Here is a 24,738-nt window from a genome sequence, read left to right as displayed (position 1 = left end):
AGGCTGTGCATGGCACAGGTGAACAGGAACGACAAAGAGGGAAGATTCCTGGATCGCGTGCTCGAACGCGATCCGGCCTGGACCCGGGGTCTGGCGCTGGTGGTGGCGTTGTCGCTGCTCGGCGCCTGGCTGGTCGTGCAGGCCGTGGCCTACTGGCGCGGCCAGGAGCGTGCGGTGGAGCGCACGCGCATCGTGCAGCAGGCGGCCGATGCGCTGATCACGCAGACCACGGGCGGGGGCCTGATCGGTGCGGTGTCGCTCATGGGCCTGAGTGAGCCCCAGCTCAAGGACATGGCGCGCGGCTATACGCCGCCGGATGACCCGGGCTCGCTGGCGCGGCTGGCGGTGGCGCGCGGGCGCTTTCTGATCAGCGGCGTGTACGTGATGTCGGCCGATGGCACCGTGGTGGCGCACGAGACCGCTGGCGAGCGTGCGACCGGCTTGAACCTGGCCTTTCGGCCCTATTTTCAGCAGGCCATGAAGGGCGCCATCAGCGTCTATGCGGCCATCGGTGTGAACAGCCAGGAGCGGGGCCTGTACTACGCGGCGCCCCTGTACGAGACGGACTCTCCCAACAGCACCATCGTTGGCGTGGTGATGTTCAAGGTGGGCTTCGAGGTGGTCGATGCGCTGCTGGCGAGCACCGGCATCCCGGCCCTGTTGATGTCCCCTCAGGGCGTGGTGTTCTCTTCCACCCGGCCCGAATGGCAGTTCGCCGTGGCGCCGCCGCTCACGCAGGCGCGCATCGATGCCATCCGGGCATCGCGCCAGTTCGGGCGCCATTTCGAGAACGGCGTGGCCTCCGCACTGCCGTTTGCGCCCGATGCCGGCGAGGTGCTGCTCAACGGGGTGAGCTATGCGGTGGCGAGCCGCAACGTCGAATGGAACGACCCCGGGGGGCAGTGGCAACTGGTGGTGCTCGATGATGTCAGCACCCTGGTGCCGACCCTGCTGCGCTGGCAGGTGGGGGCTGCCGCCTTTGTGCTGCTGGCCTTGCTGGGGCTGCTGCTGCTGGACCTGCTGCGCAGCCGCACCCGCATGGCGGCGGCACTGGAGCGGTTCCGGGTGCTGGGCGCGGCCCTGGAGAGCAGCCCCGTGGCCGTGGTCATCACCGATGGGGAAGGCCGCATCGACTGGGTGAACCCCCAGTACGAGCGCAACACCGGCTATGCGCTGGACGAGGTGCGCGGCAAGAAGCCGTCCATCGTCTCCACCGACCAGACGCCGCCGCAGACCTACAAGGACATGTGGGCCACCCTGCTGTCGGGCCGCTCCTGGCGCGGCAGCTTCGTGAACCGGCGCCGCGACGCGAGCATCTACCACGACGAAGCCATCCTGTCGCCCGTGTTCGATGGGCGCGGCAAGCGCATCGCCATCGTCGGGCTGCACGAGGATGTGTCGCAGCGCATGCGCGCGCAGTCCGAGCTGGAGCGGCGCGAACGCCTGCTCAACGAGCTGCTGGAGCAGCAGACGGCCATCTTCGACAATGCGCCGCCCATCCTGCTGGTCTGCGAAGGGCAGTTCCGCCAGTTCAACCCGGCCTTCGTGGAGCTCATGCGCGGCACGGCCTCGCAGTTGCTGGGCGGCGAGGTGGCCGCGCTGTTCGGCGACCAGGCGCAGTCGGACAGCTTCGCGGCGCTCATCGCGCAGCGGCTCGCCTCGGGCCAGGCGCTGCGCGAGCGCGCCACGCTGCGCCGGCTTGATGGCAGCAGCTTCGAGGCCCGGCTGGCTGGGCGCAGCATCAACATGGAAGGCTACCGCTCGGCCTCCATCTGGGTCATCGAGGACGTGACCGAGACCCGCAAGGGCGAGATCGCCATCCAGCAAGCCAATGAGCGGCTGGAGATCGCCCAGGAAGCCGGCAAGGTGGGCGTGTTCGACATCGATCTGGTGGCCGACACCGTGGTCTGGTCCGACAAGCTCGTCTCCATGCTGGGCCTGCCGGCGGGCACGCAGCCCGCAGGCCTGGGCTACTGGCTTGACCGCCTGCACCCCGATGACCGTGAGGAGGCCAGTGCCAACTTCAGGGCCAGCCTGGACGGGGCCGACACCGATCTGCGCAACTCCTGGCGCATCGTGCGCCCGGACGGCGAGGTGCGCTGGTTCCTGATGGCCGCGCGCATCCTGCGCGACGGCGCGGGCCGCGCGGTGCGTGTGGTGGGCGTGAGCGTGGACATCCACGACCAAAAGCAACTCGAAGAGCAGGTGGAGGAGCAGCTCGGCTTCCAGCAGGCGCTGATCGACGCGATTCCCGTGCCGCTGTTCTACAAGGGGGCCGACGGGCGCTACATCGGCTTCAACCGCGCCTACGAGCAGGCCTTCGGGGTGCGGCGCGCCGACCTCGTGGGCAAGACGATACTCGACCTCGACTTCCTGTCGCCCGAGCAGCGCACGCGCTTCCAGGGCGACAACCTGCAGGCCATGAACGGCCTGCACTCGGTGCACCGGGAGGTGGACATGCCCTATGCCGACGGGCAGGTGCACCACACCCTGTTCTGGCTGCACGCCTTCGCGCGCGCCGACGGCTCGCCCGGTGGCGCCATCGGCACCTTCGTGGACATCACCGACCGCCAGCGCGCCGAGGAGGACCTGCGCCGCGCCAAGGAGCTGGCCGAGGAGTCCACCGCGCTCAAGTCCAACTTCCTGGCCAACATGAGCCACGAGATCCGCACGCCGATGAACGCCATCATCGGCATGTCGCACCTGGCGCTCAAGTCGGGGCTGAACACGCGCCAGCACGACTACGTGAGCAAGATCCAGCAGGCCGGTCAGCACCTTCTGGGCGTGATCAACGACATCCTGGATTTCTCCAAGATCGAGGCGGGCAAGCTCACGGTCGAAAAGCAGCCCTTCGTGCTCGACCGCATGCTGGAGAGCGTGACCGACGTGGTGGGCTACAAGGCCGGTGCCAAGGGGCTGGAGCTGGTGTGCGATGTCGCCGCCAACGTGCCGCCCAATCTGGTGGGCGATTCGCTGCGCCTGGGCCAGATCCTGATCAACTTTGCCAACAATGCGATCAAGTTCACCGACCAGGGCGAGATCAGCATTGCCGTGCGGCTGCTCGAAGAAAGCGAAAAGCGGGTGAGCCTGCGCTTCGAGGTGCGCGACACGGGCATCGGCCTCACGGCCGAGCAGATGGGGCGCCTGTTCGCCAGCTTCCAGCAGGCCGACACCTCCACCACGCGCCGCTATGGCGGCACCGGCCTGGGCCTGGCCATCTGCAAGAGCCTGGCCGAACTGATGGGCGGTGAGGTCGGGGTGATCAGCGAGTTCGGCAAGGGCTCGACCTTCTGGGTCAGCCTGCCGCTGGAGCGCGGCGCTCCGGCCCGGGTGCTGCTGCCGCCGCCGGACCTGGTGGGCCGCCGGGTGCTGGTGGTGGACGACAACCACACGGCTGCCACCGTGCTCTCGGACATGCTGCAGGCCATGGGCTTCGAGGTGGAGCAGGCCTACTCCGGCCTGCAGGCGCTGGAGATCCTGCGCGAGTCCATGGCGAAGAACCGCTTCTTCGGTCTGCTGCTGCTCGACTGGCACATGCCGGGCATGGACGGCGTCGAGCTGGCGGGCCACATCCGCCGCCTGGGCATGCCCCAGGTGCCGCAGATGCTCATGGTCACGGCCTATGGGCGCGAGGACGTGATGCGCGCTGCGCGCGCGCAGGGCATCGAGACGGTGTTGATCAAGCCGGTGAATGCCTCGCTGCTGCTGGAGACGCTGATGCAGCCGCTGGAGCACGCGCTGCCCGCGCTGCAGCGCCAGTACGTGCCGCCGCCCGTGTCCGAAGAGCTGCCGCTGGCCATCCGGGGAGCGCGCGTGCTGCTGGTGGAGGACAACGAACTCAACCAGATGGTGGCCGTGGAGCTGCTGCGCGATGCGGGCTTTGACGTGGACGTGGTCGGCAACGGGCAGGAAGCCATCCGCCGGCTGCACGAAGACAGCTACGACCTGGTGCTGATGGACATGCAGATGCCGGTGATGGACGGCGAGACCGCCACCCGGCACCTGCGCGCCGATCCGCGCTTTGCGCGCCTGCCCATCGTGGCCATGACGGCCAATGCCATGGACGCCGACCGCCAGCGCTGCTTTGATGCCGGCATGAACGACCATGTGGCCAAGCCCATCGACCCGGCCGCCCTGTGGCAGGCGCTGGCGCGCTGGATACAGCCGCGCCCCGGGCTGGGCGTGCCCCAGGGCCTGCCGCCACCGCCCCTGCGCAACGGCGCGGCGCTGCCGCCAAGCCCACCCAAGCCCGTGGCCTGGCCGCTGGTGGCCGGGCTGGATACAGCGCTGGGGCTGCAGCGGGCCCTGGGCAAGCCTGCCCTCTATGGCGACATGCTGGGCCGTTTCGCGCACGGCCAGGCGGCGGTGGTACGGGAGATGCAGGCGGCGCTCGATGCGGGGGAGGTGGGCCTGGCCGAGCGCCTGGCGCACACGCTGCGTTCGGTGGCCGCCAACATCGGCGCGCAGCCCGTGGCAGACCGCGCCCACCAGCTCGAAGACCTGCTGCGCAGGGGCCCGCAACCGCCCGAGACCACGGCACCCCTGCTCGCGGCGCTGGACGGCGCGCTCAAGCCCCTGATCGATGCATTGCAGCAGTGGACCGCCAGCGCGCCGGACCTGGTCGATGCCGGCAGCGTGGCGCCGACCCAGGCCCCCGCCGAGCTGCTGCACCAGTTGCGCACGCTGTTGTTGCAGGACGACCCGGCAGCCGCCGAGTTTTTGCAACACAATGCAATCGTGCTGGAGGCATTTCTGGACCCGGTATTCAAGGCAGTGGATGTGCACATTCGGAACTTTGATTTCGAACAGGCGCTGGATACCATCGCCTCCGTGGTGCCCGAGCCGCCCTCCGCGCCCGATTCCGCCACCGCCCCCTGACCAGTCCTCTCTTCGCAGGAAAGCCCATGGACAACGCGCCCTTCGCTTCGCACCAGCCGACCCTTGTGGACAAGCCGATTGCCACGGTTCTGGTGGTGGACGATACGCCCGACAACCTCACGCTGATGGGCAGCCTGCTGCGCGAGCACTACCTGGTGAAGGTGGCCAACCATGGGGAGAAGGCGCTCAAGATCGCCCAGTCGGACACCAAGCCCGATCTCATCCTGCTGGACATCATGATGCCCGAGGTGGACGGCTATGAGGTCTGCCGGCGCCTGAAGGCCTCGCCCGCCACGCGCGACATCCCGGTGATCTTCCTCACGGCGCGCTCCGACCCCGATGACGAGCGCATGGGCCTGGCCCTGGGCGCGGTCGACTACATCACCAAGCCCATCAGCCCGCCGATCCTGCTGGCGCGCGTGAACACGCATCTGGCGCTCAAGGCCACGGCCGACTTCCTGCGCGACAAGAGCTCCTACCTGGAGCGCGAGGTGGCCCTGCGCACCCTGGAGGTGCAGGCCATCCAGGACGTGACCATCATGGCCATGACCTCGCTGGCCGAGACCCGCGACAACGAGACCGGCAACCACATCCGCCGCACGCAGCTGTACGTGAAGACGCTGGCTGAGCGGCTGCGCCACCACCCGCGCTTCGAGCATGTGCTCAACGACCGCATGATCGACCTGCTGTACAAGTCGGCGCCCCTGCACGACATCGGCAAGATCGGCATCCCGGACAGCATCCTGCTCAAGCCCGGCAAGCTCACGGTCGAAGAGTTCGAGGTCATGAAGACCCACACCACGCTGGGCCGCGCCGCCATCGAGGACGCCGAAAAGCGCCTGGGCATGCGCGTGGCGTTCTTGAGCGTGTCCAAGGAAATAGCCTACAGCCACCAGGAAAAGTGGGACGGCTCGGGCTACCCCGAGGGGCTGGCGGGCGACGCCATCCCCGTGTCGGCCCGGCTCATGGCCGTGGCCGATGTGTACGACGCGCTGATCAGCAAGCGCGTGTACAAGCCCGCGTTCTCACACGACCAGGCCTGCAGCACCATCGTGCGCGGCCGGGGCACGCATTTCGACCCCGACATGGTGGATGCCTTCGTGGACATCGCCGAGGATTTCCGCGTCATCGCGCAGAAGTACCCCGACCCGGGTTGATGGGGTGGGGGAGGGTGGCGATAGTCCACCTCACCCCCAAAGGCTGTCAGAACGGAGCGCTCTCGTCCTTGGCTGCGCCGTCCTGTGCGTCGGGCGCGGCGTCTGCCGCTGGGGCCGCATCCGGCTCACCGGCATCGGCCGCCTGGCGCACGGCCGCCTTGTCGCCGGCACTGGCGAACTTGCTGTACTTGCCCAGGATGGGCACCAGCTGGCCATAGATGCGGGGCGTGCCGGCCAGGCACTCGCGCTGCTCCAGGAACTCGGCCTCACCCGTGAAATTGCCCACCAGGCCACCGGCCTCGGTCACCAGCAGCGAGCCGGCGGCGATGTCCCAGATGGACAGGCCGGTCTCGAAGAAGCCGTCGGTGAAGCCCGCAGCCACATAGGCCAGGTCGAGCGCGGCAGATCCGGGGCGGCGCAGGCCGGCCGTGCGCTGCATCACGTCGGCCATCATGTTCATGTAGCTCTTGAAGTTGTCGCCCGGGCGGAAGGGGAAGCCCGTGGAGATCAGGCAGTCCTTGAGCTGGGTGCGCTTGCTCACGCGGATGCGGCGGTCGTTCATGTAGGCGCCACGGCCCTTGGTCGCGGTGAACAGGTCATTGCGCGAGGGGTCGTAGATGACGGCCTGCTCGATCTTGCCCTTGACGGACAAGGCGATGCTCACGCAGTAGACCGGGAAGCCGTGGATGAAATTGGTGGTGCCGTCCAGCGGGTCGATGATCCAGACGAATTCGGAATCCTTGGCGCCGTATTCCGAACCCGACTCCTCGGCCAGGATGCCGTGGCCGGGGTAGGCCGTCAGCAGGGTTTCGATGATGATCTTCTCGGCCGCGTGGTCCACCTCGGTCACAAAGTCGTTCACCTGCTTTTGCGAAATGCGCACGGCCTCCACGTCGAGGGCCGCGCGGTTGATGATGGCGCCGGCGGCGCGTGCGGCCTTGATGGCCACGTTGAGCATGGGGTGCAGGTTGGACGACATAAATTGTGGTTTCAAGCAGTGCGCCGGCAGGGGCGCCTTGCGAAAGAGGAGCGTGGAACACCGCCCGGCGATGCGGGCGGCGACAATAGGGCGCTAATTTTACCTGCTTTGCCGGTTTTTGTCCCAGTCTGGGGCTGATCCGGTCCCCTGTCACCCCATGAAGACCCGTTTTGTCCTGATCAACACCAGCCATGCCGGCAACGTGGGCGCCGCCGCGCGCGCCCTCAAAACCATGGGCTTCGACGACCTCGTGCTGGTCGAGCCGCGCTGGGCCAACGTGCTGCGGCGTGAAGAAACCATCCAGCGCGCCAGCGGCGCCCTCGACGTGCTGGACAACGCGCGCATCGTCGCCACGCTGGACGAGGCGCTCGGCGGCATGAGCCACCTGTGCGCCACGGCCATGACGCCCAGGGACTTCGGGCCACCGACCCGCTCGCCGCGCGAGCATTTTGCGCAGTTGGTCGCCCCCAGGGCCGCAGACGCCGCCGTGGAGTCGGGAGTGGCTTTCCTGTTCGGCTCCGAACGCTTCGGCATGGCCAATGAGGACGTCTACCGCTGCCATGTGGCGCTGTCGATTCCCACCAACCCCGGGTTCGGCTCGCTCAACCTGGGCGCGGCCATCCAGGTGATCGCCTACGAATGGCGCATGGCCCTGGGCGGTTTCGATGGGCCGGCCGCTGTGCCTGCACCGGAGCGCGAGGTGGCCGATGCCGCCCCAGCGCGTGAGCTGGCCGATGCCGCCCCGGCGCGTGAGCTGGCCGATGCCGCCCAGGTGGCCGGCATGCTGGAGCACTGGGAGCGCGCGCTGGTGGACATCGGCTTCCTTGACCCCGAGGCGCCCAAGAAGCTCATGCCGCGCCTGAACCAGCTTTTCAACCGCGCGCAACTGGGGGCCGAGGAAATCCACATCCTGCGTGGTGTCGCAAAAGCCATGATCGAGACGGCGCAGGCAAAGCGCTAGACTGCATTTCCATATTCCAAAAACAACCATAGCCATGTTTGCACGCCTGCGTTCCGACATCCAGTGCATCCTCGACCGCGATCCCGCTGCGCGCAGCACCTGGGAAGTGATTACCTGCTACCCCGGCCTGCACGCCATCTGGCTGCACCGCCCGGCGCACTGGTGCTGGGGCCATGGCTTCAAGTGGCTGGGGCGCTTTATCTCGCACATTGCGCGCTGGCTCACGGGCATCGAGATCCACCCGGGCGCCAAGATCGGCGAGCGCGTGTTCTTCGACCACGCCATGGGCGTGGTGGTCGGTGAGACGGCCGAGATCGGTGACGGCTGCACCATCTACCAGGGTGTGACCCTGGGCGGTACCTCGCTCTACAAGGGCGCCAAGCGCCACCCCACGCTGGGCAAGGACGTGGTGGTCAGTGCGGGCGCCAAGGTGCTCGGCGGCTTCGAGGTCGGCGATGGTGCCAAGATCGGCAGCAACGCCGTGGTCATCAAGCCTGTGCCTGCGGGCGCCACGGCGGTAGGTATCCCGGCGCGCATCATCCCCTCCAAGGCAGGCCAGAGCGCCGACGTGACCGAGCCGCAGTCGCGCAAGTTCACGGCCTACGGCATCACGCAGGAGGACGATCCGCTGTCGCAGGCCATGCGTGGCCTGATCGACAACGCCTCCTCGCAGGAGCACCAGATCATGCTGCTGTGGCAGGCCATCGAGAAGCTCTCGGCCCACCAGCCGGCCAAGGACTGCGTGCCCTGTGATGCAGCGACCACCGAGCAGTTCGAGGCGGGCAAGCTCAACGAGCTGGTGGGCAAGTAGCACCCGTTCCGAGGCCCCTGCCCACCCGCGGGATCATGGCTTGAGGAACCTGCTGTAGACCGCCCGCGTCTCGGCCTCGAAGTAGCGCCCGGCGGTCAGCCTGGATAGCTCCGAGGTCTCCTGCCAGCCGAAGAAGATGATCGCGTCGTAGCTGTCCGAGATCTGCAGCTCCGTCTGCATGAACTCGCGGAACGCCTGCCTGTCCCATGCGGGTTCGCGGAAGGCCTGGGCGATGTACCAGGTCTCCACCTTGGGCTGCGCGGCCCGCGCGAGGCCCGGCAGGCTGCGCGACCAGTCGTGCAGCGCGGCGGTGGTGGCCTTGTCGCCGAGCCAGTAGGTGGTGGTGCCCACCCAGTCGACCAGTGCGATCGCGCGAGCGATGAACGGCATGACCTTCGGGTGGCCGAAGGTTGCATGCGGGCTGAACGACAGGCCGATCTTCACCTGCGGAAGGCGCTGGCGCACCAGCGTGGCGGCACGCCGCAGGTCGTCGAGCTGCGCCTGGTACTCCACCGGGTCGTCGGCCACCAGCGAGGCCTTGAGGTACATCTCGTCGAGCAGGTACACGTAGACGCCGGGCTGCAGCAGGTCGCTGTTCGTGGCGATGTAGGCCTCCAGCAGGGCCGGGGCGTCGCCCGCGAGGCGCGCAGCCCCCTTGTCGGAGATGTTGAACAGGAACAAGAAGTCCAGCATATTGGTCTTGCCGGCCTTCTGGATCGCGCGCGAGGTTTCCAGTGCGCCGCCGTAGCCGCCGTAGCCGGCATTGGTCACGAGGTCCGAGGTGGCCACCTGTTCGGGCGTGCCGAAGATCTCGCCGACCAGGCGCTGGGGCGCAGGCGTGGGGCCATCGCTGCTGCCGCCGCCACCGCCGCAGGCCGCGAGCAGGGCTACCAGGGTGAGCTGGAGGAGGAGTCTTTTCTTCATCATCATGCGCTTGGTTGGCGTGCAGTGGATAAGCCGGCCAGTCTAGGGGCTGCACACCGCAAGCCCGTGTGACCGGGCGCACCGCTGCCGGTCATCAATCGCATGGATGGTTACAAACTGCAATCGGAGAGCGGCAGCGGGTGCACCCGCAGCGCTCGTGCTGCCTTGCCTTTGCTGTCAGCGGCTGCGCACCGCGCTCTTGGGGCGAAAGGCCTTGCAGACCTCGTCGCGCGTTTCGAGGTAGGGGCCGCCGATCAGGTCGATGCAGTAGGGCACCGCCGCGAAGATGCCGGGCACGCTCTGGCTGCCATCGGCAGCGCGCAGGCCTTCCAGCGTTTCGGCAATCGCCTTGGGCTGGCCGGGCAGGTTGATGACCAGGCTCTGCCCGCGCACCACCGCCACCTGGCGCGAGAGGATGGCCGTGGGCACGAACTTCAGGCTGATCTGGCGCATCTGCTCGCCAAAGCCCGGCATTTCCTTGTGCGCCACGGCCAGCGTGGCCTCGGGCGTCACGTCGCGCAGGGCCGGGCCTGTACCGCCGGTGGTCAGCACCAGGCTGCAGCCGGCGGTATCCACCAGCTCGATCAGCGTGGCGCTGATGCCCGCCTGTTCGTCGGGGATCAGGCGCGCCTCGAACGTGATGGGGTTGAGCAGGCAGCGGGTGAGCCATTCCTGCAGCGCGGGCAGGCCCTTGTCCTCGTACACGCCGCTGCTGGCGCGGTCGCTGATGGAGACGATGCCGATACGGACCGGGTCGTGGACGGCGTCGTGCGCGGCCTCAGGCATGGTCCCCATCCTCGTCGCCGTCTTCGTCGTTCGCCGGCACATCGCCCATGTGCTCGCGCACCAGGCGGAACAGGTCGCGGTAGGCGCGGCCCTTGCGCGGCGCCAGGCCCTGCGACACGGCCGCCTTGTCGGCCGGCGGCGCATCCTTGCGCGCCTGGCGGATCAGGGCACGCAATTGCTGGGTGTCGGTATCGGGGTGCTCGGCCATCCACGGGGCCAGGGCTTCGTCGTCGGCAATCAGGCGGTCGCGCCAGTGCTCGGCCAGGTGCAGGTTGAGCTTTTCGTCGGCCGAGCCCTTGTGCTGCTCTTCGAGCGCCTGGCGCGCGGCCTGCACCAGCTCGGGGTCGAGCTTGCGCATGATCTTGCCCACGTACTGCATCTGGCGGCGCTTGCCCTCGAAATTGGTGATGCGCTTGGCCTCGGCCAGCGCGTCCACCAGCTTGTCGGGCAGGCCCACCTTCTCGAACAGGTCGGCGCGCAGGCTCAGAAGCTCCTTGCCCAGGTCCTGCAGGGCATCGCTTTCGCGCTTGAGATCGGTTCGGCTGGCATCGGGCGTGCCTTTGAGTTCGGCTTTGAGCTGAATGTCCATTTCGCTGCCTTCGGCAACGAACTGGCCCTTCACAAAGTAGCCTTTTTTGGGTTTGCGTGACATGGGTGGGGGCAAATGGGGAGGTGGCGCAGCGCGCGCCACAGCGGCAAGTATCATAGCTGCCGCTATGAATAAACCCTCCATCCGCACGCCGCGCGCCTCCAGCGCCCCGGCCGCCACCGCATCCGGCACCCCCGACAACGGCTTCAGCTACAGCCGTCCGTTCTTCGAAGAACTGGTGGACCGCGCCCTCGCGCATGCCAAAAAGCTCGGGGCCACCGACGCCGGGGCCGAGGCCTCCGAAGGCTGCGGCCTGTCGGTCAGCGTGCGCAAGGGCGAGCTCGAAACGGTGGAGCGCAACCGCGACAAGTCGCTCGGTATCACCGTCTACATCGGCAACCGCCGGGGCAATGCCAGCACCTCCGACTTTTCCAGCAAGGCCATCGAGCAGACGGCGCAGGCCGCCTACGACATCGCCCGCTTCACGGCCGAAGACCCGATGGCCGGCCTGCCCGACGCCGAGGACATCGCGCCCGCCGACAGCCACCGCGACCTGGACCTGTTCCACCCCTGGTCCATCGACAGCGAGCAGGCCGCGAAGCTGGCCATGGAATGCGAGGCCGCCGCCCTCAAGGCCAGCCGCCGCATCACCAACAGCGAAGGCGCAGGCGTGTCGGCCCAGCAGAGCCACTTCTTCAGTGCCCACACGCGCGGCTTTCGCGGCGGCTATGCCTCGTCGCGCCACAGCTTCTCGGTGGCGCCCATCGCCTCGCTGCCCGGCCGCAACGCCGAGATGCAGCGCGACGCCTGGTACAGCTCCATGCGCGACGCGGCCGAGCTGGCCTCGCCGCAGGCCGTGGGCCGCTATGCGGCCGAACGCGCCCTGTCGCGCCTGGGCAGCCGCAAGATCCCGACCACGCAGTGCCCGGTGCTGTTCGAATCCACCCTGGCCGCCGGTTTGCTCGGCGGCTTCGTGCAGGCCGTGAGCGGCGGCGCGCTCTACCGCAAGAGCAGCTTTTTGCTCGACTCGCTGGGCAAGCGCGTGTTTCCCAAGCACATCGACATCGAGGAAGACCCCTTCATCCTGCGTGGCAAAGGCAGCTCGCCGTTCGACGACGAAGGCGTGCGCGTGGCACCGCGCAAGGTGGTCAAGGGTGGGCGCGTGGAAGGCTACTTCCTGTCCACCTACTCGGCGCGCAAGCTGGGCATGAAGACCACCGGCAACGCCGGCGGCTCGCACAACCTGACCATGACCTCGCGCCTGACCCAGGCCAGCGATGACCTCGATGCCATGCTGCAAAAGCTGGGCACCGGCCTGTTCGTGATCGAACTCATGGGCCAGGGCGTGAACTACGTGACCGGCGACTACTCGCGCGGCGCCAGCGGCTTCTGGGTCGAGAACGGCCGCATCGCCTACCCGGTGCACGAGATCACCATCGCCGGCAACCTGAAGGACATGCTGCAGGGCATCGAGGTCGTGGGTGCGGACACCTACAACTACGGCGCCAAGACCGTGGGCTCCGTGCTCGTGAATCGCATGAAGGTGGCCGGTAGCTGAGTTACCTGGCGGGCCGCACAGGGCGAAAAGCCCTCCTGGCGCGAGCCTGGAGGGCTTTTTTGTGGGACTGTTCTGGGCTCAGTACGCCGCGCCAGGCTTGGCAGGCGCTGGTGCCTCGGCACCCGCAAACCGGCCTCTGAGGGCTCTTGCCGCATTCGCGAACAGCAGCACATCCACCCCCACGGCAACGAAGCTGCAACCGAGTTCCAGGTACCGCTGCGCCAGCACCGGGTCGGAGGTCAGTGTGCCGGCGGCCTTGCCGCTGGCGAGGATGGTCTTCATCGCGCCCTCGATGGCGCCCTGCACCTCGGGGTGGCCCGGGTTGCCCCGGTGGCCCATCGAGGCAGCGAGGTCCGCCGGGCCGATGAACACGCCATGCACGCCATCCACTGCGCAGATGGCTTCCAGGTTCTGCAGTGCCTGCACGGTCTCGGCCTGCACCAGCAGGCAGACTTCGTCGTCTGCGACCTGCAGGTAGTCCGTGCGTGCGCTCCACTCGGATGCGCGGCCCACGGCGCTGCCCACGCCCCGGATGCCCAGGGGCGGGTAGCGCGTGGCCGAGACGATGGCAGTGGCCTGCTCGGCTGTGTCCACCATGGGGACCAGCAGGGTCTTGGCGCCGATGTCCAGCATCTGCTTGATGAGGGCCGTGTCGCCCTGCACCACGCGCACCACGGGGTTGGCGCCATGGGGCGCCACGGCCTGCAGCGCGGCCAAGGTGCTGCGCACGTCGTTGGGCGCATGCTCGCCGTCGATCAGCAGCCAGTCGAACCTGGCGGTTGCCGCCACTTCTGCGAGGTAAGGGTCGGCCATGGACAGCCACAGGCCTATCTGCGGCTGGCGTGCGGCCAGGGCGGCCCTGAAGGGGTTGTGGGCGGGCATGGATGGGGTCTTTCAGTCGAGTTGGCCTTGGCAGATGTACTTGGTGTGCAGGTAGTCGTCCAGGCCGTGGGTCGATCCCTCTCGGCCGTAGCCCGACTCCTTGACGCCGCCGAAGGGCGCGGCCTCGGCCGCGATCACGCCTTCGTTGATGCCCACGATGCCGGTCTCCAGCGCGTCCGCCACGCGCCAGATGCGCCGCACGTCGTTGCTGTAGAAATACGCCGCCAGGCCAAAGGGTGTGTCGTTGGCTGCGGCGATCACCTCGGCCTCGGTGGCGAAGCGCGTGAGCGGTGCCACGGGGCCGAAGGTTTCCTCGCAGGAGCAGGCCATGGAGGCGTCGGCGCCCACCAGCACCGTGGGCGCGTAGTAGGTGGGGCCCAGCCCGGGCAGGCGCTGGCCACCGGTCAGCACTTTCGCCCCCCGCGCCACTGCGTCCTGCACGTGGCGCGCTATCTTTTCCACGGCCCGGTCATTGATCATGGGGCCGATCTGCGAGGCCGGGTCGCTGGCAGGACCCACCTTGAGCGCGGCCACGCGGGCGCTGAGCTTGCTGGCGAATTCGTCGTGGACGCGGTCGTGCACGAACACCCGGTTGGGGCAGACACAGGTCTGGCCGCCGTTTCGGAACTTGGCGGCCATGAATCCGTCCACGGCCGCATCCACATCGGCATCCTCGAACACGATGAAGGGCGCGTTGCCACCCAACTCCAGCGACAGCTTCTTGAGCGTGTCGGCGCCGCGCCGCGCCAGGTGCTTGCCCACGGGCGTCGATCCGGTGAAGGTGATCTTGCGCACGCGGGCGTCATCGAGCCACAGGTCCACCACCTCGGGCGTCTTCTCGCGTGAAGCGGTGACGATGTTGAGCACGCCAGCGGGCACACCCGCCTCGTGGGCCAGCAGCACCAGGGCCAGCGAGGTCAGCGGCGTGTCCTCGGCCGGCTTGCAGACCACCGTGCAGCCGGCGGCCAGGGCCGGGGCGATCTTGCGCGCGATCATCGCCGCCGGAAAGTTCCAGGGCGTGATGGCCGCCACCACGCCCACAGGTTCCTTCAGCGCAAGCATGCGCCGGCCCGGCACGGGCGCGGGGATCACTTCGCCGTTCATGCGCGTGGCCTCCTCGGCAAACCATTCGATGTAGCTGGCCGCATAGGCCACCTCGCCCTTGCCTTCTGCCAGGGGCTTGCCCTGCTCGCGTGAGATGAGCTTGCCCAGGTCGTCCTGGTGGGCCAGCACCAGATCGTTCCAGCGCTTGATGATTTGGGCGCGCTGCCTGGCCGGCACCTTCTTCCAGGCCGGGAAGGCAGCATGCGCGGCATTGAGCGCGGCGAGGGCTTCGGCTGCGCCGCTGTCGGGCACCTGGGTGATGGTTGCGCCGGTGGCCGGGTCGGTCACGGCCAGCAGGGCGCCGGGGCCGGGCGTCCACTGGCCGGCGATGAAGTTGGCGCTGCGCAGCAGGTCAGCGCGGGTGAGGGTCAGGGGCATGGGAGTGTGGGGTTCGGTAGGAGGTGTTCAACTGACTATTCCGAGATGCCAGGGCACAAACTCATGGTCGCCCAGGCCCAGGGCCTCGCTCTTGGTGGCTTCGCCGCTGGCGTGGCGCAGGATCTGCTCGAAAATCTGCCGCCCCATCTCGGGCACAGAGATGCCCTCATCGATCACCACGCCGCAGTTGATGTCCATGTCCTCTTCGAGCCGCGTGAACATGGGCGTGTTGCTCGCCAGCTTGATGGTGGGCGCCGGCTTGCTGCCGAACATGGAGCCGCGCCCGGTGGTAAAGCAGATCAGCTGTGCGCCGCTGGCGATCTGGCCGGTGCAGGCCACGGGGTCGTAGCCGGGCGAGTCCATGAAGACGAAGCCGCTCTCGGTGATGGGCTCGGCGTATTCGTACACCGCCTGGAGCGGTGTGGTGCCGCCCTTCATGGCCGAGCCCAGCGATTTTTCGAAGATGTTGGCCAGGCCACCGGCCTGGTTGCCATGGCCCACCACGCCATTGAACTGGGCGTTCTGGCCGGCGGCATAACGCTCCCACCAGGCCAGTCGGTCCAGAAGCTTCTGGCCCACCTCGGGGCTCACCGCACGTCGCGTGAGCATGAATTCCACGCCGTGGATCTCGGGCGTCTCCGACAGGATGGCCGTGCCGCCGTGGCGCACCAGGATGTCCATGGCCGCACCCAGCGCGGGGTTGGCCGTGATGCCCGAGAAGCCGTCCGAGCCCCCGCATTCCAGCCCGATCTTGAGGTGGGCCGCGCTCACCGTCTGGCGCCGTGCGGCGTTGGCCTCCGGCAGCATGGCCTCGATCGCGGCGATGCCGGCTTCGATGGTGGCGCGCGTGCCGCCCACCTCCTGCATCACCAGCGTGCGCATGAGTCGGCCGGCCTTCAGGCCCTGCGAGTCCACCAGCGCATCCACCTGATTGCGCTCGCAGCCCAGGCCCACGATGAGCACGCCCGCCAGGTTGGGGTGGCGCGCATAGCCCGCCAGCGTGCGGCGCAGCACGTCGAAGTGCTCGCTGGGCGAGGACATGCCGCAGCCGCTGGTCTGGGCGAAGGCGGCCACGCCGTCGATGTGGGGAAACGCCGCCATCCGCTCGGGCGTGAAGTGCGCAGCAATGCGCTTGATGACCGTGGCAGAGCAGTTCACCGACGACAGGATGCCGATGAAGTTGCGCGTGCCCACGCTGCCGTCGGCCCGCACGAAGCCCTGGAAGGTAGCGCGCCCGGCCTCGGGCACATAGTCCACGGACCGCACGTCGGCGCCGAAGGCCGGGTCGCGGTAGTAGTCCACGATCTGCAGGTTGTGGCTGTGCACGTAGTCGCCGGGCTCCAGGTCCCGCGTGGCCACGCCGATCACGGTGTCGTACTTGCGCACCTGCTCGCCCTCGGCAATGCGGCGAGCTGCGATCTTGTGGCCGGCGGGCACCTGGGCGCGCGTGCGCACACCGAGTTCGGGGATGGCCTGGCCCAGGGCCAGGGCCGTCTTGGCCACCAGCACGTTGTCGTTGGGATGCAGGTGCAGCAGGGGGCTGGACAGGGCGGTGGGGGCCGCAGGGGTAGTCATCGGGACCTTTTGCTTCTGGGGATGCAGGGACTCAGCTGCGCATCAGCTCGCGCAGCTTGAGCCTGTCGATGAGCACGGTCTCCTTCAGGTAGACCGCGTTCACGTACTTTTCGTAGTCGGGGCCGTCCAGGTACAACAGCGGCGCATCGAGCTTGTCGGCCACCGCCTTGAACTCGGGGCTGGCCACGGCCTGGCGGAAGGCGTCGCGCAGCTTGGCGGCCACGGCCGGTTCCAGGCCCTTGGGCGCGCCGATGCCGTTGGGGGCATCCACCACCACGTTGTAGCCCGAGTCGCGCAGGGTAGGTGTGTCCTTGAAGCGCGCAGTGCGCTGCTCGCCCCAGGTGGCCAAAAGGCGCAGCTTGCCGGCCTCCACATGCGGTGCCCAGGAGCTGGAATCGGCCAGCGCATCCACATGGCCGCCCAGCACGCCCTGCAGCGCCTCGGCACCGCCCTTGTAGGGCACATGGTTGAGCGCGATGCCGGCCGCGGCCGCGAACTCCTCCATGCCTACGTGCGTGGCACCGCCCACGCCGGCGTGGGCATACGTCACCTTGCCGGGGTTGGCCTTGGCATGGTCGACGAAGTCCTTCAGGGTCTTGAAGCGCGAGTCCGCCGGCACGGCGATGCCGAAGGTCTGGCCCGAGGTGCGTGCCAGGTAGGTGAAATCCTTGCGCGGGTCGGCCTGCAAGGTGCCCAACTGCGCAAAGCGCGTGACGGAGATTGGGATCTGGCCGATGGTGTAGCCGTCGGCCTTGGCCGCGGCCAGGGCCTTGGAGCCGATCATGCCCGAGGCGCCTGCGCGGTTCTCCACCGCGATGGCCTGGCCCAGGATGCGGCCGGCGACGGTGCACAGGGTGCGCATCGACTGGTCGGCCGTGCCGCCTGCGGGCCAGGGGCAGATGAAGGTGATGGGGCGTTCGGGGTAGGTCTGCGCGAACAGCGTGCCATGCGTGGCTGCGAGCGCAGTGGCCCCGAGGGCGCCAAGGATGAGCTGCCGCCGGTCCTGGCGTGGGGTGTCGTTCATGTCTGTCTCCATTTTTTTGATCGGGAGCCGCGATTGTTCTCAGGCGATGCATAACAATCCAATGAAACTATGGACTCTCTTCATAGCCTGTAAGACATGAATCAGGAGAAACCCCATGACCCGCATCGACCGTGTCCTGCGCTCCAACCTCAAGCTGCGCCACCTGCAGATGCTGGTGGCGCTGGACCAGTTCCGCCACCTGGGCCGTGCGGCCGAGTTCCTGTCGGTCACGCAGCCTGCTGTCTCCAAGACGCTGGCCGAGATCGAGCGCATGTTCGGCCTGCCGCTGTTCGACCGCTCCACGCGCGGCACCGAGCCCACGGCCGCAGGCCTGAGTGTGGTGCGTTTTGCGCGCTCGGTGCTGGCGGGCTACGACCGCACACGCGCCGAGATCGCCGCCGAGGCCAGCGGTGCCAGCGGCCGCACCAGTGTGGGGGCCATGGTGGTGGCCACGCCGGTGCTGCTGGCGCAGGCCGTGGAGCGGCTCAAGGCGCGCTCCATCCACACCAGCGTGCTGATCGAGGAGGGCGACCTCACACGATTGCTGCCCAAGCTGCGGCTCGGTGAGCTCGACCTGTTCGTGGGCCGGCTGGAGCCGGGCTACGCCTCGCCCGACCTCGAAACCGAAGCGCTGTATGCCGAGCCCATGGCCGTGGTCGTGCAGCCTGGCCATGTGCTGGCGCGCAAGCGCAAACCACATTGGACCGACCTGGCCGCGCTGCCCTGCGTGATGCCGCCGCCCTGGGCCTCGCTGCGCGTCAAGCTCGACCAGATGTTCTTTGCGCACGACCTGCACCCGCCGGCCGACATCGTGGAGTCAGCCTCCTTCCTCACGCAGCTCGCTTTCATCCATCAGCGCGGTGCCGTGGCCTTTATGGCGCGCTCGGTGGCGCAGCACTTTGCGGCGCAAGGGCAGGTGGCGGTACTGCCCTTGGCGGTGCCCATCGACCTGCCGCCGGTGGGTTTGATCACCCTGCGCGGCCAGAGGCCCACGCCCGTGACGGAGCAACTGATCGACTGCATACGCCAGGTGGCGGGCAGCCGCAAGAAGCCACGCGCCAAACCCTGAGCCATCAGCCCCAGGTGCGCGCGAGCACCGCAGCAGCAGCCTGCAGCCTTGGCAGCTTCTCCAGCGCCTGGGCCAGAGACATGCGGGCCACGGGCGCCTGCAGTGCCACCGCGCAGCGGATGCTTTTGCCATCGGCTCCGCGCACCGGCACGGCCACGCAGACCAGGCCTTCGACGAACTCCTCGGCATCCACCGCGTAGTCCTCCCGGCGGATGCGCTTGAACTCGGCATCGAGCGCGGCGCGCGTGGTCAGCGTGGTCGCGGTGTGGCGCGTGAGCGCAAGCCCATCCAGCAGCTTGTTGCGCTGGCCTGCGGCCATGTGCGCCAGCAACAGCTTGCCGCTGGCCGAGCAGTGCACGGGCACGCGCGTGCCGGGCCGCAGGTTCATCTGCAGCGGAAAGGCCGACTCGATGCGGTCCAGGTACACCACCTCGGCACCCGACAGGGCCGTGAAGTTGCAGCTCTCGCCCACCTCGGCCACCAGTTGGCGCAGCACCGCGTGGCGCACGCCCTGCTGGGTGCTGCCGGCCAGCGTGGCCTCGGCCAGGCGCAGCAGGCGCGGTGCGGGCGCGTAGCGGCGGCCGTCGGGTTCGCGCGCCAGCAGGCCGCCGGCCTCCAACTGCATGAGCAGGCGGTGCACGCTGGGCTTGGGCCAGCCGCTGGCGGCCACGGCCTCGGCCAGTGTGAGCGGGCGGGCCTCGCGCACCAGCACCTCCAACAGGTCGAACAGGCGCAGGCCGGGTGATACAGCAGTGTTTTCTGTCATGAATCTCTGATTTCGAGACGAATTAGGAAAATATTTCGGGATTTATAAGGCCTGCCCTAAAGTGGGTGCAACCCTTTTTTCTGAAAGCCCTTCTCGCCCATGGCTCCATCCCCTGCACCCTTTCGCAATGCCGTCGTGACCGGAGCCTGTGGCGGCCTTGGTCAGGCCGTGGTGCGCGAACTCCTCGCCCAGGGCACACAGGTGGCGCTGGTGGGCCTGCAGCGCCCGGTGCTCGATGCGCTGGCCGCCACCGCACCCGGCCGCTGCGCGGTGTACACGCCCGATGTGGCCGATGCCGCGGCCATGGCGCAGGTCGCTGCCGACTGGATGGCGCGTGCCGGTCTGCCCGACCTGGTGGTCGCCAACGCGGGCGTGGCGGGCGGCTTCGACACCCGTGAGGCCGGTGACCTGGCCGTGATGCGCCGCATGCTGGAAATCAACCTGCTCGGCCCGGCCACCACCTTCCAGCCCTTTGTGCAGGCGCTGCATGCGCATGCCGTGCAGGGGCCGCGCTGCGCCCTGGTCGGCGTGGCCAGCATCGCGGGCTGGCGCGGCATGCCCGGCAATGGCGCCTACTGCGCGAGCAAGGGCGGGCTGATCCGCTACCTCGAAAGCCTGCGCGCCGAGTGCCGGGGCACGCGCCTTTCCGTGCACACGGTGAGCCCGGGCTACCTGCGCACGGCACTCACCGCCGGCAACCGCTTTGCCATGCCGGGCCTGATGGAGCCCAATGCTGCGGCGCGCGCACTGCTGGCCGGGGTGGCGCGCGGGCGCGAGCACATCGTGCTGCCACGGCACATCGGCTGGCTCTCGCGCCTGCTGGCCTGCCTGCCCGCCACCACCTACGACCGCCTGCTGCGCGGCCAGCCGCGCAAGCCGCGCGTGGGCGAGGCGGGTGCCACCGCCATCCCGGGACTGCCGGGCGCTGCCGATGGCACAACGCCTGCCGAACCCCGTTGACCCCTCACTTTCAAGCCAGGCAACCATGCAAGACGACCTTCGCAACGCACCCGCCGACCTGCAGGCCTGCGTGGACACCACCAGCGCCACCACGCGCGGCTCGATTGCGCTGATCGGTGCCGGCCCTTCGGGCCTGGCCGGTGCGCGCAATCTGCAAAAGCTCGGCATCCCGTTCCAGGGTTTCGAGGCGTACACCGATGTGGGCGGGCTGTGGAACATCGCCAACCCGCGCTCCACGGTCTATGCCTCGGCGCACCTGATCTCGAGCAAGCGCACCACCGAGTTCAGCGAGTTCCCCATGGCCGACAGCGTGGCCGACTACCCCAGCCACCGCGAGCTGTGCCGCTATTTCAGCGATTTTGCCGAGCACTTCGACCTGCGCCGGCACTTTCGTTTCGGCGTGCGCGTGCTCAAGGTGGAGCCTGTCAGCGACAGCGAGGACACGCTGTGGCGCGTGACCATCGCCACGGCGGACGGGGGCACCGAAGCGGCCGAGTACAAGGGCGTGGTGATCGCCAACGGCACGCTGGCCGAGCCCAGCATGCCGCGTTTCGAGGGCCATTTCAGCGGTGAGCTGCTGCACACCTCGGCCTACAAGCACGCCGAGCAGTTCAAGGGCAAGCGCGTGCTCATCGTGGGCGCGGGCAACTCGGGCTGCGACATCGCGGTCGATGCGGTGCACTACGCCGAGAGCGTCGACATCTCGGTGCGGCGCGGCTACTACTTCGTGCCCAAGTACGTGTTCGGCAAGCCCGCCGACACCGTGGGCGGCAAGCGCCCGCTGCCGCCCTGGCTCAAGCAGAAGGTGGACAGCACGGTGCTCAAATGGTTCACGGGCGACCCCACGCGATTCGGCTTCCCCAAGCCCACGTACAAGATGTACGAGTCGCATCCCATCGTGAACTCGCTGATCCTGCACCACCTGGGCCATGGCGACATCCACGTCAAGGCCGACATCGCGCGCTTCGATGGTGCCACCGTGCACTTCAAGGACGGCACCCAGCAGGACTACGACATGGTGCTCGCCGCCACGGGCTACACGCTGCACTATCCCTTCATCGCGCGCGAGCTGCTCAACTGGCAGGGCATGGCACCGCGCCTGCACCTGAACATCTTCGCACCCGGCCGGCGCCGCCTGGCCGTGCTGGGCATGATCGAGGCCAGCGGCATCGGCTGGCAGGGCCGCTACGAGCAGGCCGAGCTGGTGGCACGCTACTTCAAGGCGCTCGATGCCGGCACGCCCGCCGCCAAGGCTTTCACGGCCGCAGTGCAGGGCCCGCCGCCGGACCTGTCGGGTGGCTTCAAGTACCTGCAGCTCGAACGCATGGCGTACTACGTGCACAAGGACACCTACCGCGCCGCCGTGCGCAACGCCGCAGCCGCCCTGGGCTGACCGCACCACAAGAAAAGGGCCACCGAGCCCACCGAGGAGACGAATACCATGCTGCCCGTCGACGAGATCCGCCTGAACTTCAACCCCGCATCGCTGATGCTGCTCAACGGCGTGCTGGCCTTTTTGATGTTCGGCATCGCGCTCGACACGCGGGCGGACGACTTCCGCCGCGTGGCCAAGATGCCCTGGGCCATGGCCGTGGGCATTGCCGCGCAGTTCATCGTGCTGCCGGCCGTGACCTATGTGCTCACGCTGGCGCTCGGCGTGGGGCCGAGCATTGCGCTGGGCATGATCCTCGTGGCCTGCTGCCCGCCGGGCAATGTGTCCAACATCCTCACGCACCGGGCGCGCGGCAACGTCGCGCTGTCGGTGTCCATGACGGCGATCTCCAACGCCATCGCCATCGTGCTCATGCCGCTGAACTTCGCGTTCTGGGGCGGCATGCACCCCACGGCCGCGCCGCTCTTGAAGACCATTGCGCTCGACCCGCTGGAGATGGTGGGCCACATCGTCGCCATCATCGGTGTGCCCTTCGTGCTCGGCCTCTTGTGCGCGCACCACCTGCCGCGCCTCACGCAGCGCGTGAAGAAGGCCGTGCGCATCGCCAGCTTCCTGGCGCTCATCGGCTTCATCCTGGGCGCCATCGCCGGCAACTGGCGCTTCTTCCTCGACTATGTGGGCATGGTGCTGCTGGCCGTGGCCCTGCACGATGCGCTGGCCTTCGGCACCGGCTACCTGTGCGCGCGCTTCACGGGCCTGCAGGACTATGACCGGCGCGCTGTCGCCATCGAGGTCGGCATCCGCAATGCGGGCCTGGGCCTGGTGGTGATCTTCAGCTTCTTTGGCGGCCTGGGTGGGATGGCCGTGGTGGCCGGCGTCTGGGGCTTCTGGGACATCATCGCCGGCCTGGCGCTGGCCAGTTGGTGGGGCCGCAAGGATCCCGTGGGCGCGCCTGCGGCCTTGCAAGGGGAGGGCGCATGAGCGCGCCGGCCCCGCGCGCCCGCAACATCCTCGTCACCGGGGCCGATGGCTTCCTGGGCCGGGGCGTGGTGGCGGCGCTGGCCCGGCGGCCGGGCACCGGCACCGTGGTGGCCCTGGACGTGCGCGAGGTGCCGCCCGAGCGCCGCCAGCCGGGCGTCACCTACCAGGCCCAGGATGTGCGCGACCCGGCCCTGGCCGCCACGCTGCAGCGCCATGCCATCGACACCGTGGTGCACCTGGCCTCCATCGTCACACCGGGCCGCGACTCGAACCGGGCCTTCGAATACGACGTGGACGTGAACGGCACACGCAACGTGCTTGAAGCCTGCGCGGCCCAGGGCGTGCGGCATGTGCTCGTGTCCTCCAGCGGCGCGGCCTATGGCTACCATGCCGACAACGCGCCCTGGCTCACCGAGTCGCACCCGCTGCGCGGCAACGAGAGCTTTGCCTATGCACACCACAAGCGCCTGGTCGAGGAGATGCTGGCCGCCTGGCGCCAGAGCCATCCGCAGCTGGCGCAGACGGTGCTGCGCATCGGCACCATCCTGGGCGAGCGGGTGGACAACCAGATCACCGCGCTGTTCGAAAAGCCGCGCCTGTTGGCCATTCGCGGCAGCGACAGCCCCTTCGTCTTCATCTGGGACGAAGACGTGACCGGCGCGCTGCTGCATGCGCTCGATGGCGCGGCGCCCGGCTGCTACAACCTGGCGGGCGATGGGGCGCTGACCATCCACCAGATCGCGGCGCGCCTGGGCAAGCGCACGCTCGACCTGCCGGCCTGGCTGCTGCAATCGGCCCTGTTCGTGGGCTCGCGCCTGGGTGTGAGCCGCTATGGCCCCGAGCAGCTCGACTTTCTGCGCTACCGGCCGGTGCTGCTCAACACCGCGCTCAAGGAGCAATTGGGCTATGTGCCGCGCAAGACCAGCGCGCAGGCCTTCGATGCCTTCGTGGCGGCGCGCCAGCAGCAGGGGCGGCCCGTGGCCGTGGCCAACGTGCTGGCAGGCGGCCGCGCATGAACACGGCGGCCACGCCGTCGGGGGTGGGTGCGGCACCGCCCCGCACATTGTCGCAAGGCGACCTGGCCTGTGCGCTGGCCGTCATCGTCATCTGGGGCCTGAACTTCGTGGTCATGAAGATGGGCCTGCAGACCCTGAGCCCCATGCTGCTGGGTGCCCTGCGCTTCACCGCGGCCTCGCTGCCCTTCCTGCTGTTCGTGCGCCGCCCGGCACTGCCCTGGCGCTTCGTCGCGGGCTATGGCCTGGCGCAGGGCCTGGGGCAATTCGGCCTGCTGTTCCTCGGCCTGCGCCTGGGCATGACGGCGGGCATGGCCTCGGTGGTCATGCAGACCCAGGCCTTCTTCACGCTGATCCTGGCGGTCACGCTGCTGCACGAGCGCGCGCGGCCTGCGCAGTGGCTGGGCCTGGCGGTGGCGTTCGGGGGGCTGCTGGTGATCGCCAGCGCCCACGGCGAGGGCGCGCTGCAGATGAGCCTGGCGGGCTTCGTGCTCACGCTGGGGGCCGCCTTCATGTGGGCCACCTCGAACCTGGTGGTGCGCTTTGCGGCGCGCGCGGGGGGCGACTACGCGCCGTTCCCGTTCATCGTCTGGAGCAGCACCGTGCCCATCGTGCCGTTCTTCGCGCTGGCGCTGTGGCTCGATGGCCCGGCTGCGGTGGCCGCGCAACTGGCAGGGCTCAACGGCCGCGCGCTGTTTGCCGTGCTCTACCTGGCGCTGCTGGCCACCCTGCTGGCCTACAGCCTGTGGACGCGGCTGCTGCAGCGCCACCCGGCCGGGCGCGTGTCGCCGTTCTCGCTGCTGATCCCGGTGGTGGGCCTGCTGGCCGCCATGCTGGTGCTGGGCGAGCAGCCGACCGCCGCGCAGTGGGCGGGTACGGTGGCAGTGCTGTTGGGCATGTTCATCAACCAGTTCGGCCATCGGGTGTGGAAGCGGGGCTGAAAGCCCCGC

At 68.5% G+C, this 24,738-nt stretch carries 20 protein-coding genes; 11 read left to right on the top strand and 9 right to left on the bottom strand.

The window, feature by feature from the left end; genetic code table 11:
- Nucleotides 1–9 precede the first annotated feature (9 nt).
- Both U5N23_RS21880 and U5N23_RS21875 read left to right on the top strand, forming a co-directional pair.
- A complete protein-coding gene (locus tag U5N23_RS21880; protein WP_322594840.1) occupies nt 10–4,878 on the top strand; it encodes a PAS domain S-box protein in 4,869 nt (1,622 codons plus the stop codon).
- Nucleotides 4,879–4,904: 26 nt separating this feature from the next.
- On the top strand, nt 4,905–6,035 hold the full coding sequence (locus tag U5N23_RS21875; RefSeq protein ID WP_322594839.1) for a two-component system response regulator: 1,131 nt from the start codon (nt 4,905–4,907) through the stop codon (nt 6,033–6,035).
- A gap of 46 nt (nt 6,036–6,081) precedes the next feature.
- Here U5N23_RS21875 and U5N23_RS21870 read toward each other — a convergent pair whose 3' ends face one another.
- Nucleotides 6,082–7,014, bottom strand: a complete 933-nt coding sequence (locus tag U5N23_RS21870; RefSeq protein WP_322595546.1) for an inositol monophosphatase family protein — start codon at nt 7,012–7,014, stop codon at nt 6,082–6,084.
- Between the two features lie 157 nt (nt 7,015–7,171).
- On the opposite strand from U5N23_RS21870, the gene U5N23_RS21865 reads away from it, so the two are divergent.
- Both U5N23_RS21865 and cysE read left to right on the top strand, forming a co-directional pair.
- On the top strand, nt 7,172–7,975 hold the full coding sequence (locus U5N23_RS21865; protein ID WP_322594838.1) for an RNA methyltransferase: 804 nt from the start codon (nt 7,172–7,174) through the stop codon (nt 7,973–7,975).
- 34 nt (nt 7,976–8,009) lie between these two features.
- Nucleotides 8,010–8,786, top strand: coding sequence for a serine O-acetyltransferase (cysE, locus tag U5N23_RS21860; RefSeq protein WP_322594837.1), 777 nt, complete (start codon nt 8,010–8,012; stop codon nt 8,784–8,786).
- A gap of 33 nt (nt 8,787–8,819) precedes the next feature.
- On the opposite strand, the gene U5N23_RS21855 is transcribed toward cysE, so the two are convergent.
- From U5N23_RS21855 to yjgA, 3 genes are all read right to left on the bottom strand, one after another.
- On the bottom strand, nt 8,820–9,710 hold the full coding sequence (locus U5N23_RS21855) for a hypothetical protein (protein WP_322594836.1): 891 nt from the start codon (nt 9,708–9,710) through the stop codon (nt 8,820–8,822).
- A 177-nt stretch (nt 9,711–9,887) separates the two neighbouring features.
- Entirely contained in the window at nt 9,888–10,496 is a 609-nt protein-coding gene (gene mog / locus U5N23_RS21850) for a molybdopterin adenylyltransferase (RefSeq protein ID WP_416208649.1), read from the bottom strand.
- The gene (yjgA, locus tag U5N23_RS21845) at nt 10,489–11,148 is read right to left on the bottom strand and encodes a ribosome biogenesis factor YjgA (RefSeq protein ID WP_322594834.1); all 660 of its coding nucleotides are present in this window, start codon (nt 11,146–11,148) and stop codon (nt 10,489–10,491) included. The genes mog and yjgA overlap by 8 nt, the downstream gene beginning before the upstream one ends.
- 64 nt (nt 11,149–11,212) lie before the next feature.
- On the opposite strand from yjgA, the gene pmbA reads away from it, so the two are divergent.
- Entirely contained in the window at nt 11,213–12,643 is a 1,431-nt protein-coding gene (gene pmbA, locus U5N23_RS21840) for a metalloprotease PmbA (RefSeq protein ID WP_322594833.1), read from the top strand.
- Nucleotides 12,644–12,721: 78 nt separating this feature from the next.
- Here pmbA and hpaI read toward each other — a convergent pair whose 3' ends face one another.
- Genes hpaI through U5N23_RS21820 form a run of 4 tightly spaced genes read right to left on the bottom strand, consistent with a single transcriptional unit; the run spans nt 12,722 to nt 17,606 of the window.
- A complete protein-coding gene (gene hpaI, locus U5N23_RS21835; RefSeq protein ID WP_322594832.1) occupies nt 12,722–13,525 on the bottom strand; it encodes a 4-hydroxy-2-oxoheptanedioate aldolase in 804 nt (267 codons plus the stop codon).
- Between the two features lie 12 nt (nt 13,526–13,537).
- Nucleotides 13,538–15,007, bottom strand: a complete 1,470-nt coding sequence (locus U5N23_RS21830) for an NAD-dependent succinate-semialdehyde dehydrogenase (protein WP_322594831.1) — start codon at nt 15,005–15,007, stop codon at nt 13,538–13,540.
- Nucleotides 15,008–15,034: 27 nt separating this feature from the next.
- A complete protein-coding gene (locus tag U5N23_RS21825; protein WP_322594830.1) occupies nt 15,035–16,582 on the bottom strand; it encodes an altronate dehydratase family protein in 1,548 nt (515 codons plus the stop codon).
- A 31-nt stretch (nt 16,583–16,613) separates the two neighbouring features.
- Nucleotides 16,614–17,606, bottom strand: coding sequence for a tripartite tricarboxylate transporter substrate binding protein (locus U5N23_RS21820; protein ID WP_322594829.1), 993 nt, complete (start codon nt 17,604–17,606; stop codon nt 16,614–16,616).
- Nucleotides 17,607–17,721: 115 nt separating this feature from the next.
- Here U5N23_RS21820 and U5N23_RS21815 point away from each other — a divergent pair, with 115 nt between their 5' ends.
- Entirely contained in the window at nt 17,722–18,675 is a 954-nt protein-coding gene (locus U5N23_RS21815) for a LysR substrate-binding domain-containing protein (RefSeq protein WP_322594828.1), read from the top strand.
- Nucleotides 18,676–18,679: 4 nt separating this feature from the next.
- Here the strand turns inward: U5N23_RS21815 and U5N23_RS21810 are convergent, their stop codons facing one another.
- Nucleotides 18,680–19,441, bottom strand: a complete 762-nt coding sequence (locus U5N23_RS21810; RefSeq protein ID WP_322594827.1) for an IclR family transcriptional regulator — start codon at nt 19,439–19,441, stop codon at nt 18,680–18,682.
- A 99-nt stretch (nt 19,442–19,540) separates the two neighbouring features.
- On the opposite strand from U5N23_RS21810, the gene U5N23_RS21805 reads away from it, so the two are divergent.
- The 5 genes from U5N23_RS21805 to U5N23_RS21785 are packed head-to-tail and all read left to right on the top strand — an operon-like array spanning nt 19,541 to nt 24,729.
- A complete protein-coding gene (locus tag U5N23_RS21805; RefSeq protein WP_322594826.1) occupies nt 19,541–20,401 on the top strand; it encodes an SDR family oxidoreductase in 861 nt (286 codons plus the stop codon).
- 25 nt (nt 20,402–20,426) lie between these two features.
- The gene (locus U5N23_RS21800) at nt 20,427–21,794 is read left to right on the top strand and encodes a flavin-containing monooxygenase (RefSeq protein WP_322594825.1); all 1,368 of its coding nucleotides are present in this window, start codon (nt 20,427–20,429) and stop codon (nt 21,792–21,794) included.
- Between the two features lie 48 nt (nt 21,795–21,842).
- Entirely contained in the window at nt 21,843–22,775 is a 933-nt protein-coding gene (locus U5N23_RS21795) for a bile acid:sodium symporter family protein (RefSeq protein WP_322594824.1), read from the top strand.
- Nucleotides 22,772–23,791, top strand: a complete 1,020-nt coding sequence (locus U5N23_RS21790) for an SDR family oxidoreductase (protein ID WP_322594823.1) — start codon at nt 22,772–22,774, stop codon at nt 23,789–23,791. The genes U5N23_RS21795 and U5N23_RS21790 overlap by 4 nt, the downstream gene beginning before the upstream one ends.
- Nucleotides 23,788–24,729, top strand: a complete 942-nt coding sequence (locus U5N23_RS21785; RefSeq protein ID WP_322594822.1) for an EamA family transporter — start codon at nt 23,788–23,790, stop codon at nt 24,727–24,729. Before U5N23_RS21790 ends, U5N23_RS21785 begins: the two co-directional genes overlap by 4 nt.
- The last annotated feature ends 9 nt before the right edge of the window (nt 24,730–24,738 follow it).

This window comes from Acidovorax sp., assembly GCF_034519795.1.
Lineage (GTDB): Bacteria > Pseudomonadota > Gammaproteobacteria > Burkholderiales > Burkholderiaceae_C > Acidovorax.
Note: the sequence above shows the minus strand (reverse complement) of the source record. Positions and strands in the feature narration are given on the sequence as shown.

Bases quoted from the DNA above. Each gene is read 5' to 3' on its own strand.
- mog (WP_416208649.1), bottom strand. From the start codon at position 10,496: ATGCCTGAGGCCGCGCACGACGCCGTCCACGACCCGGTCCGTATCGGC.
- U5N23_RS21790 (WP_322594823.1), top strand. From the start codon at position 22,772: ATGAGCGCGCCGGCCCCGCGCGCCCGCAACATCCTCGTCACCGGGGCC.
- U5N23_RS21875 (WP_322594839.1), top strand. From the start codon at position 4,905: ATGGACAACGCGCCCTTCGCTTCGCACCAGCCGACCCTTGTGGACAAG.
- U5N23_RS21810 (WP_322594827.1), bottom strand. From the start codon at position 19,441: ATGACAGAAAACACTGCTGTATCACCCGGCCTGCGCCTGTTCGACCTG.
- U5N23_RS21805 (WP_322594826.1), top strand. From the start codon at position 19,541: ATGGCTCCATCCCCTGCACCCTTTCGCAATGCCGTCGTGACCGGAGCC.
- U5N23_RS21825 (WP_322594830.1), bottom strand. From the start codon at position 16,582: ATGACTACCCCTGCGGCCCCCACCGCCCTGTCCAGCCCCCTGCTGCAC.
- pmbA (WP_322594833.1), top strand. From the start codon at position 11,213: ATGAATAAACCCTCCATCCGCACGCCGCGCGCCTCCAGCGCCCCGGCC.
- U5N23_RS21870 (WP_322595546.1), bottom strand. From the start codon at position 7,014: ATGTCGTCCAACCTGCACCCCATGCTCAACGTGGCCATCAAGGCCGCA.
- U5N23_RS21815 (WP_322594828.1), top strand. From the start codon at position 17,722: ATGACCCGCATCGACCGTGTCCTGCGCTCCAACCTCAAGCTGCGCCAC.
- hpaI (WP_322594832.1), bottom strand. From the start codon at position 13,525: ATGCCCGCCCACAACCCCTTCAGGGCCGCCCTGGCCGCACGCCAGCCG.
- yjgA (WP_322594834.1), bottom strand. From the start codon at position 11,148: ATGTCACGCAAACCCAAAAAAGGCTACTTTGTGAAGGGCCAGTTCGTT.
- U5N23_RS21865 (WP_322594838.1), top strand. From the start codon at position 7,172: ATGAAGACCCGTTTTGTCCTGATCAACACCAGCCATGCCGGCAACGTG.
- U5N23_RS21795 (WP_322594824.1), top strand. From the start codon at position 21,843: ATGCTGCCCGTCGACGAGATCCGCCTGAACTTCAACCCCGCATCGCTG.
- U5N23_RS21855 (WP_322594836.1), bottom strand. From the start codon at position 9,710: ATGAAGAAAAGACTCCTCCTCCAGCTCACCCTGGTAGCCCTGCTCGCG.
- U5N23_RS21880 (WP_322594840.1), top strand. From the start codon at position 10: ATGGCACAGGTGAACAGGAACGACAAAGAGGGAAGATTCCTGGATCGC.
- U5N23_RS21830 (WP_322594831.1), bottom strand. From the start codon at position 15,007: ATGCCCCTGACCCTCACCCGCGCTGACCTGCTGCGCAGCGCCAACTTC.
- U5N23_RS21785 (WP_322594822.1), top strand. From the start codon at position 23,788: ATGAACACGGCGGCCACGCCGTCGGGGGTGGGTGCGGCACCGCCCCGC.
- U5N23_RS21820 (WP_322594829.1), bottom strand. From the start codon at position 17,606: ATGAACGACACCCCACGCCAGGACCGGCGGCAGCTCATCCTTGGCGCC.
- U5N23_RS21800 (WP_322594825.1), top strand. From the start codon at position 20,427: ATGCAAGACGACCTTCGCAACGCACCCGCCGACCTGCAGGCCTGCGTG.
- cysE (WP_322594837.1), top strand. From the start codon at position 8,010: ATGTTTGCACGCCTGCGTTCCGACATCCAGTGCATCCTCGACCGCGAT.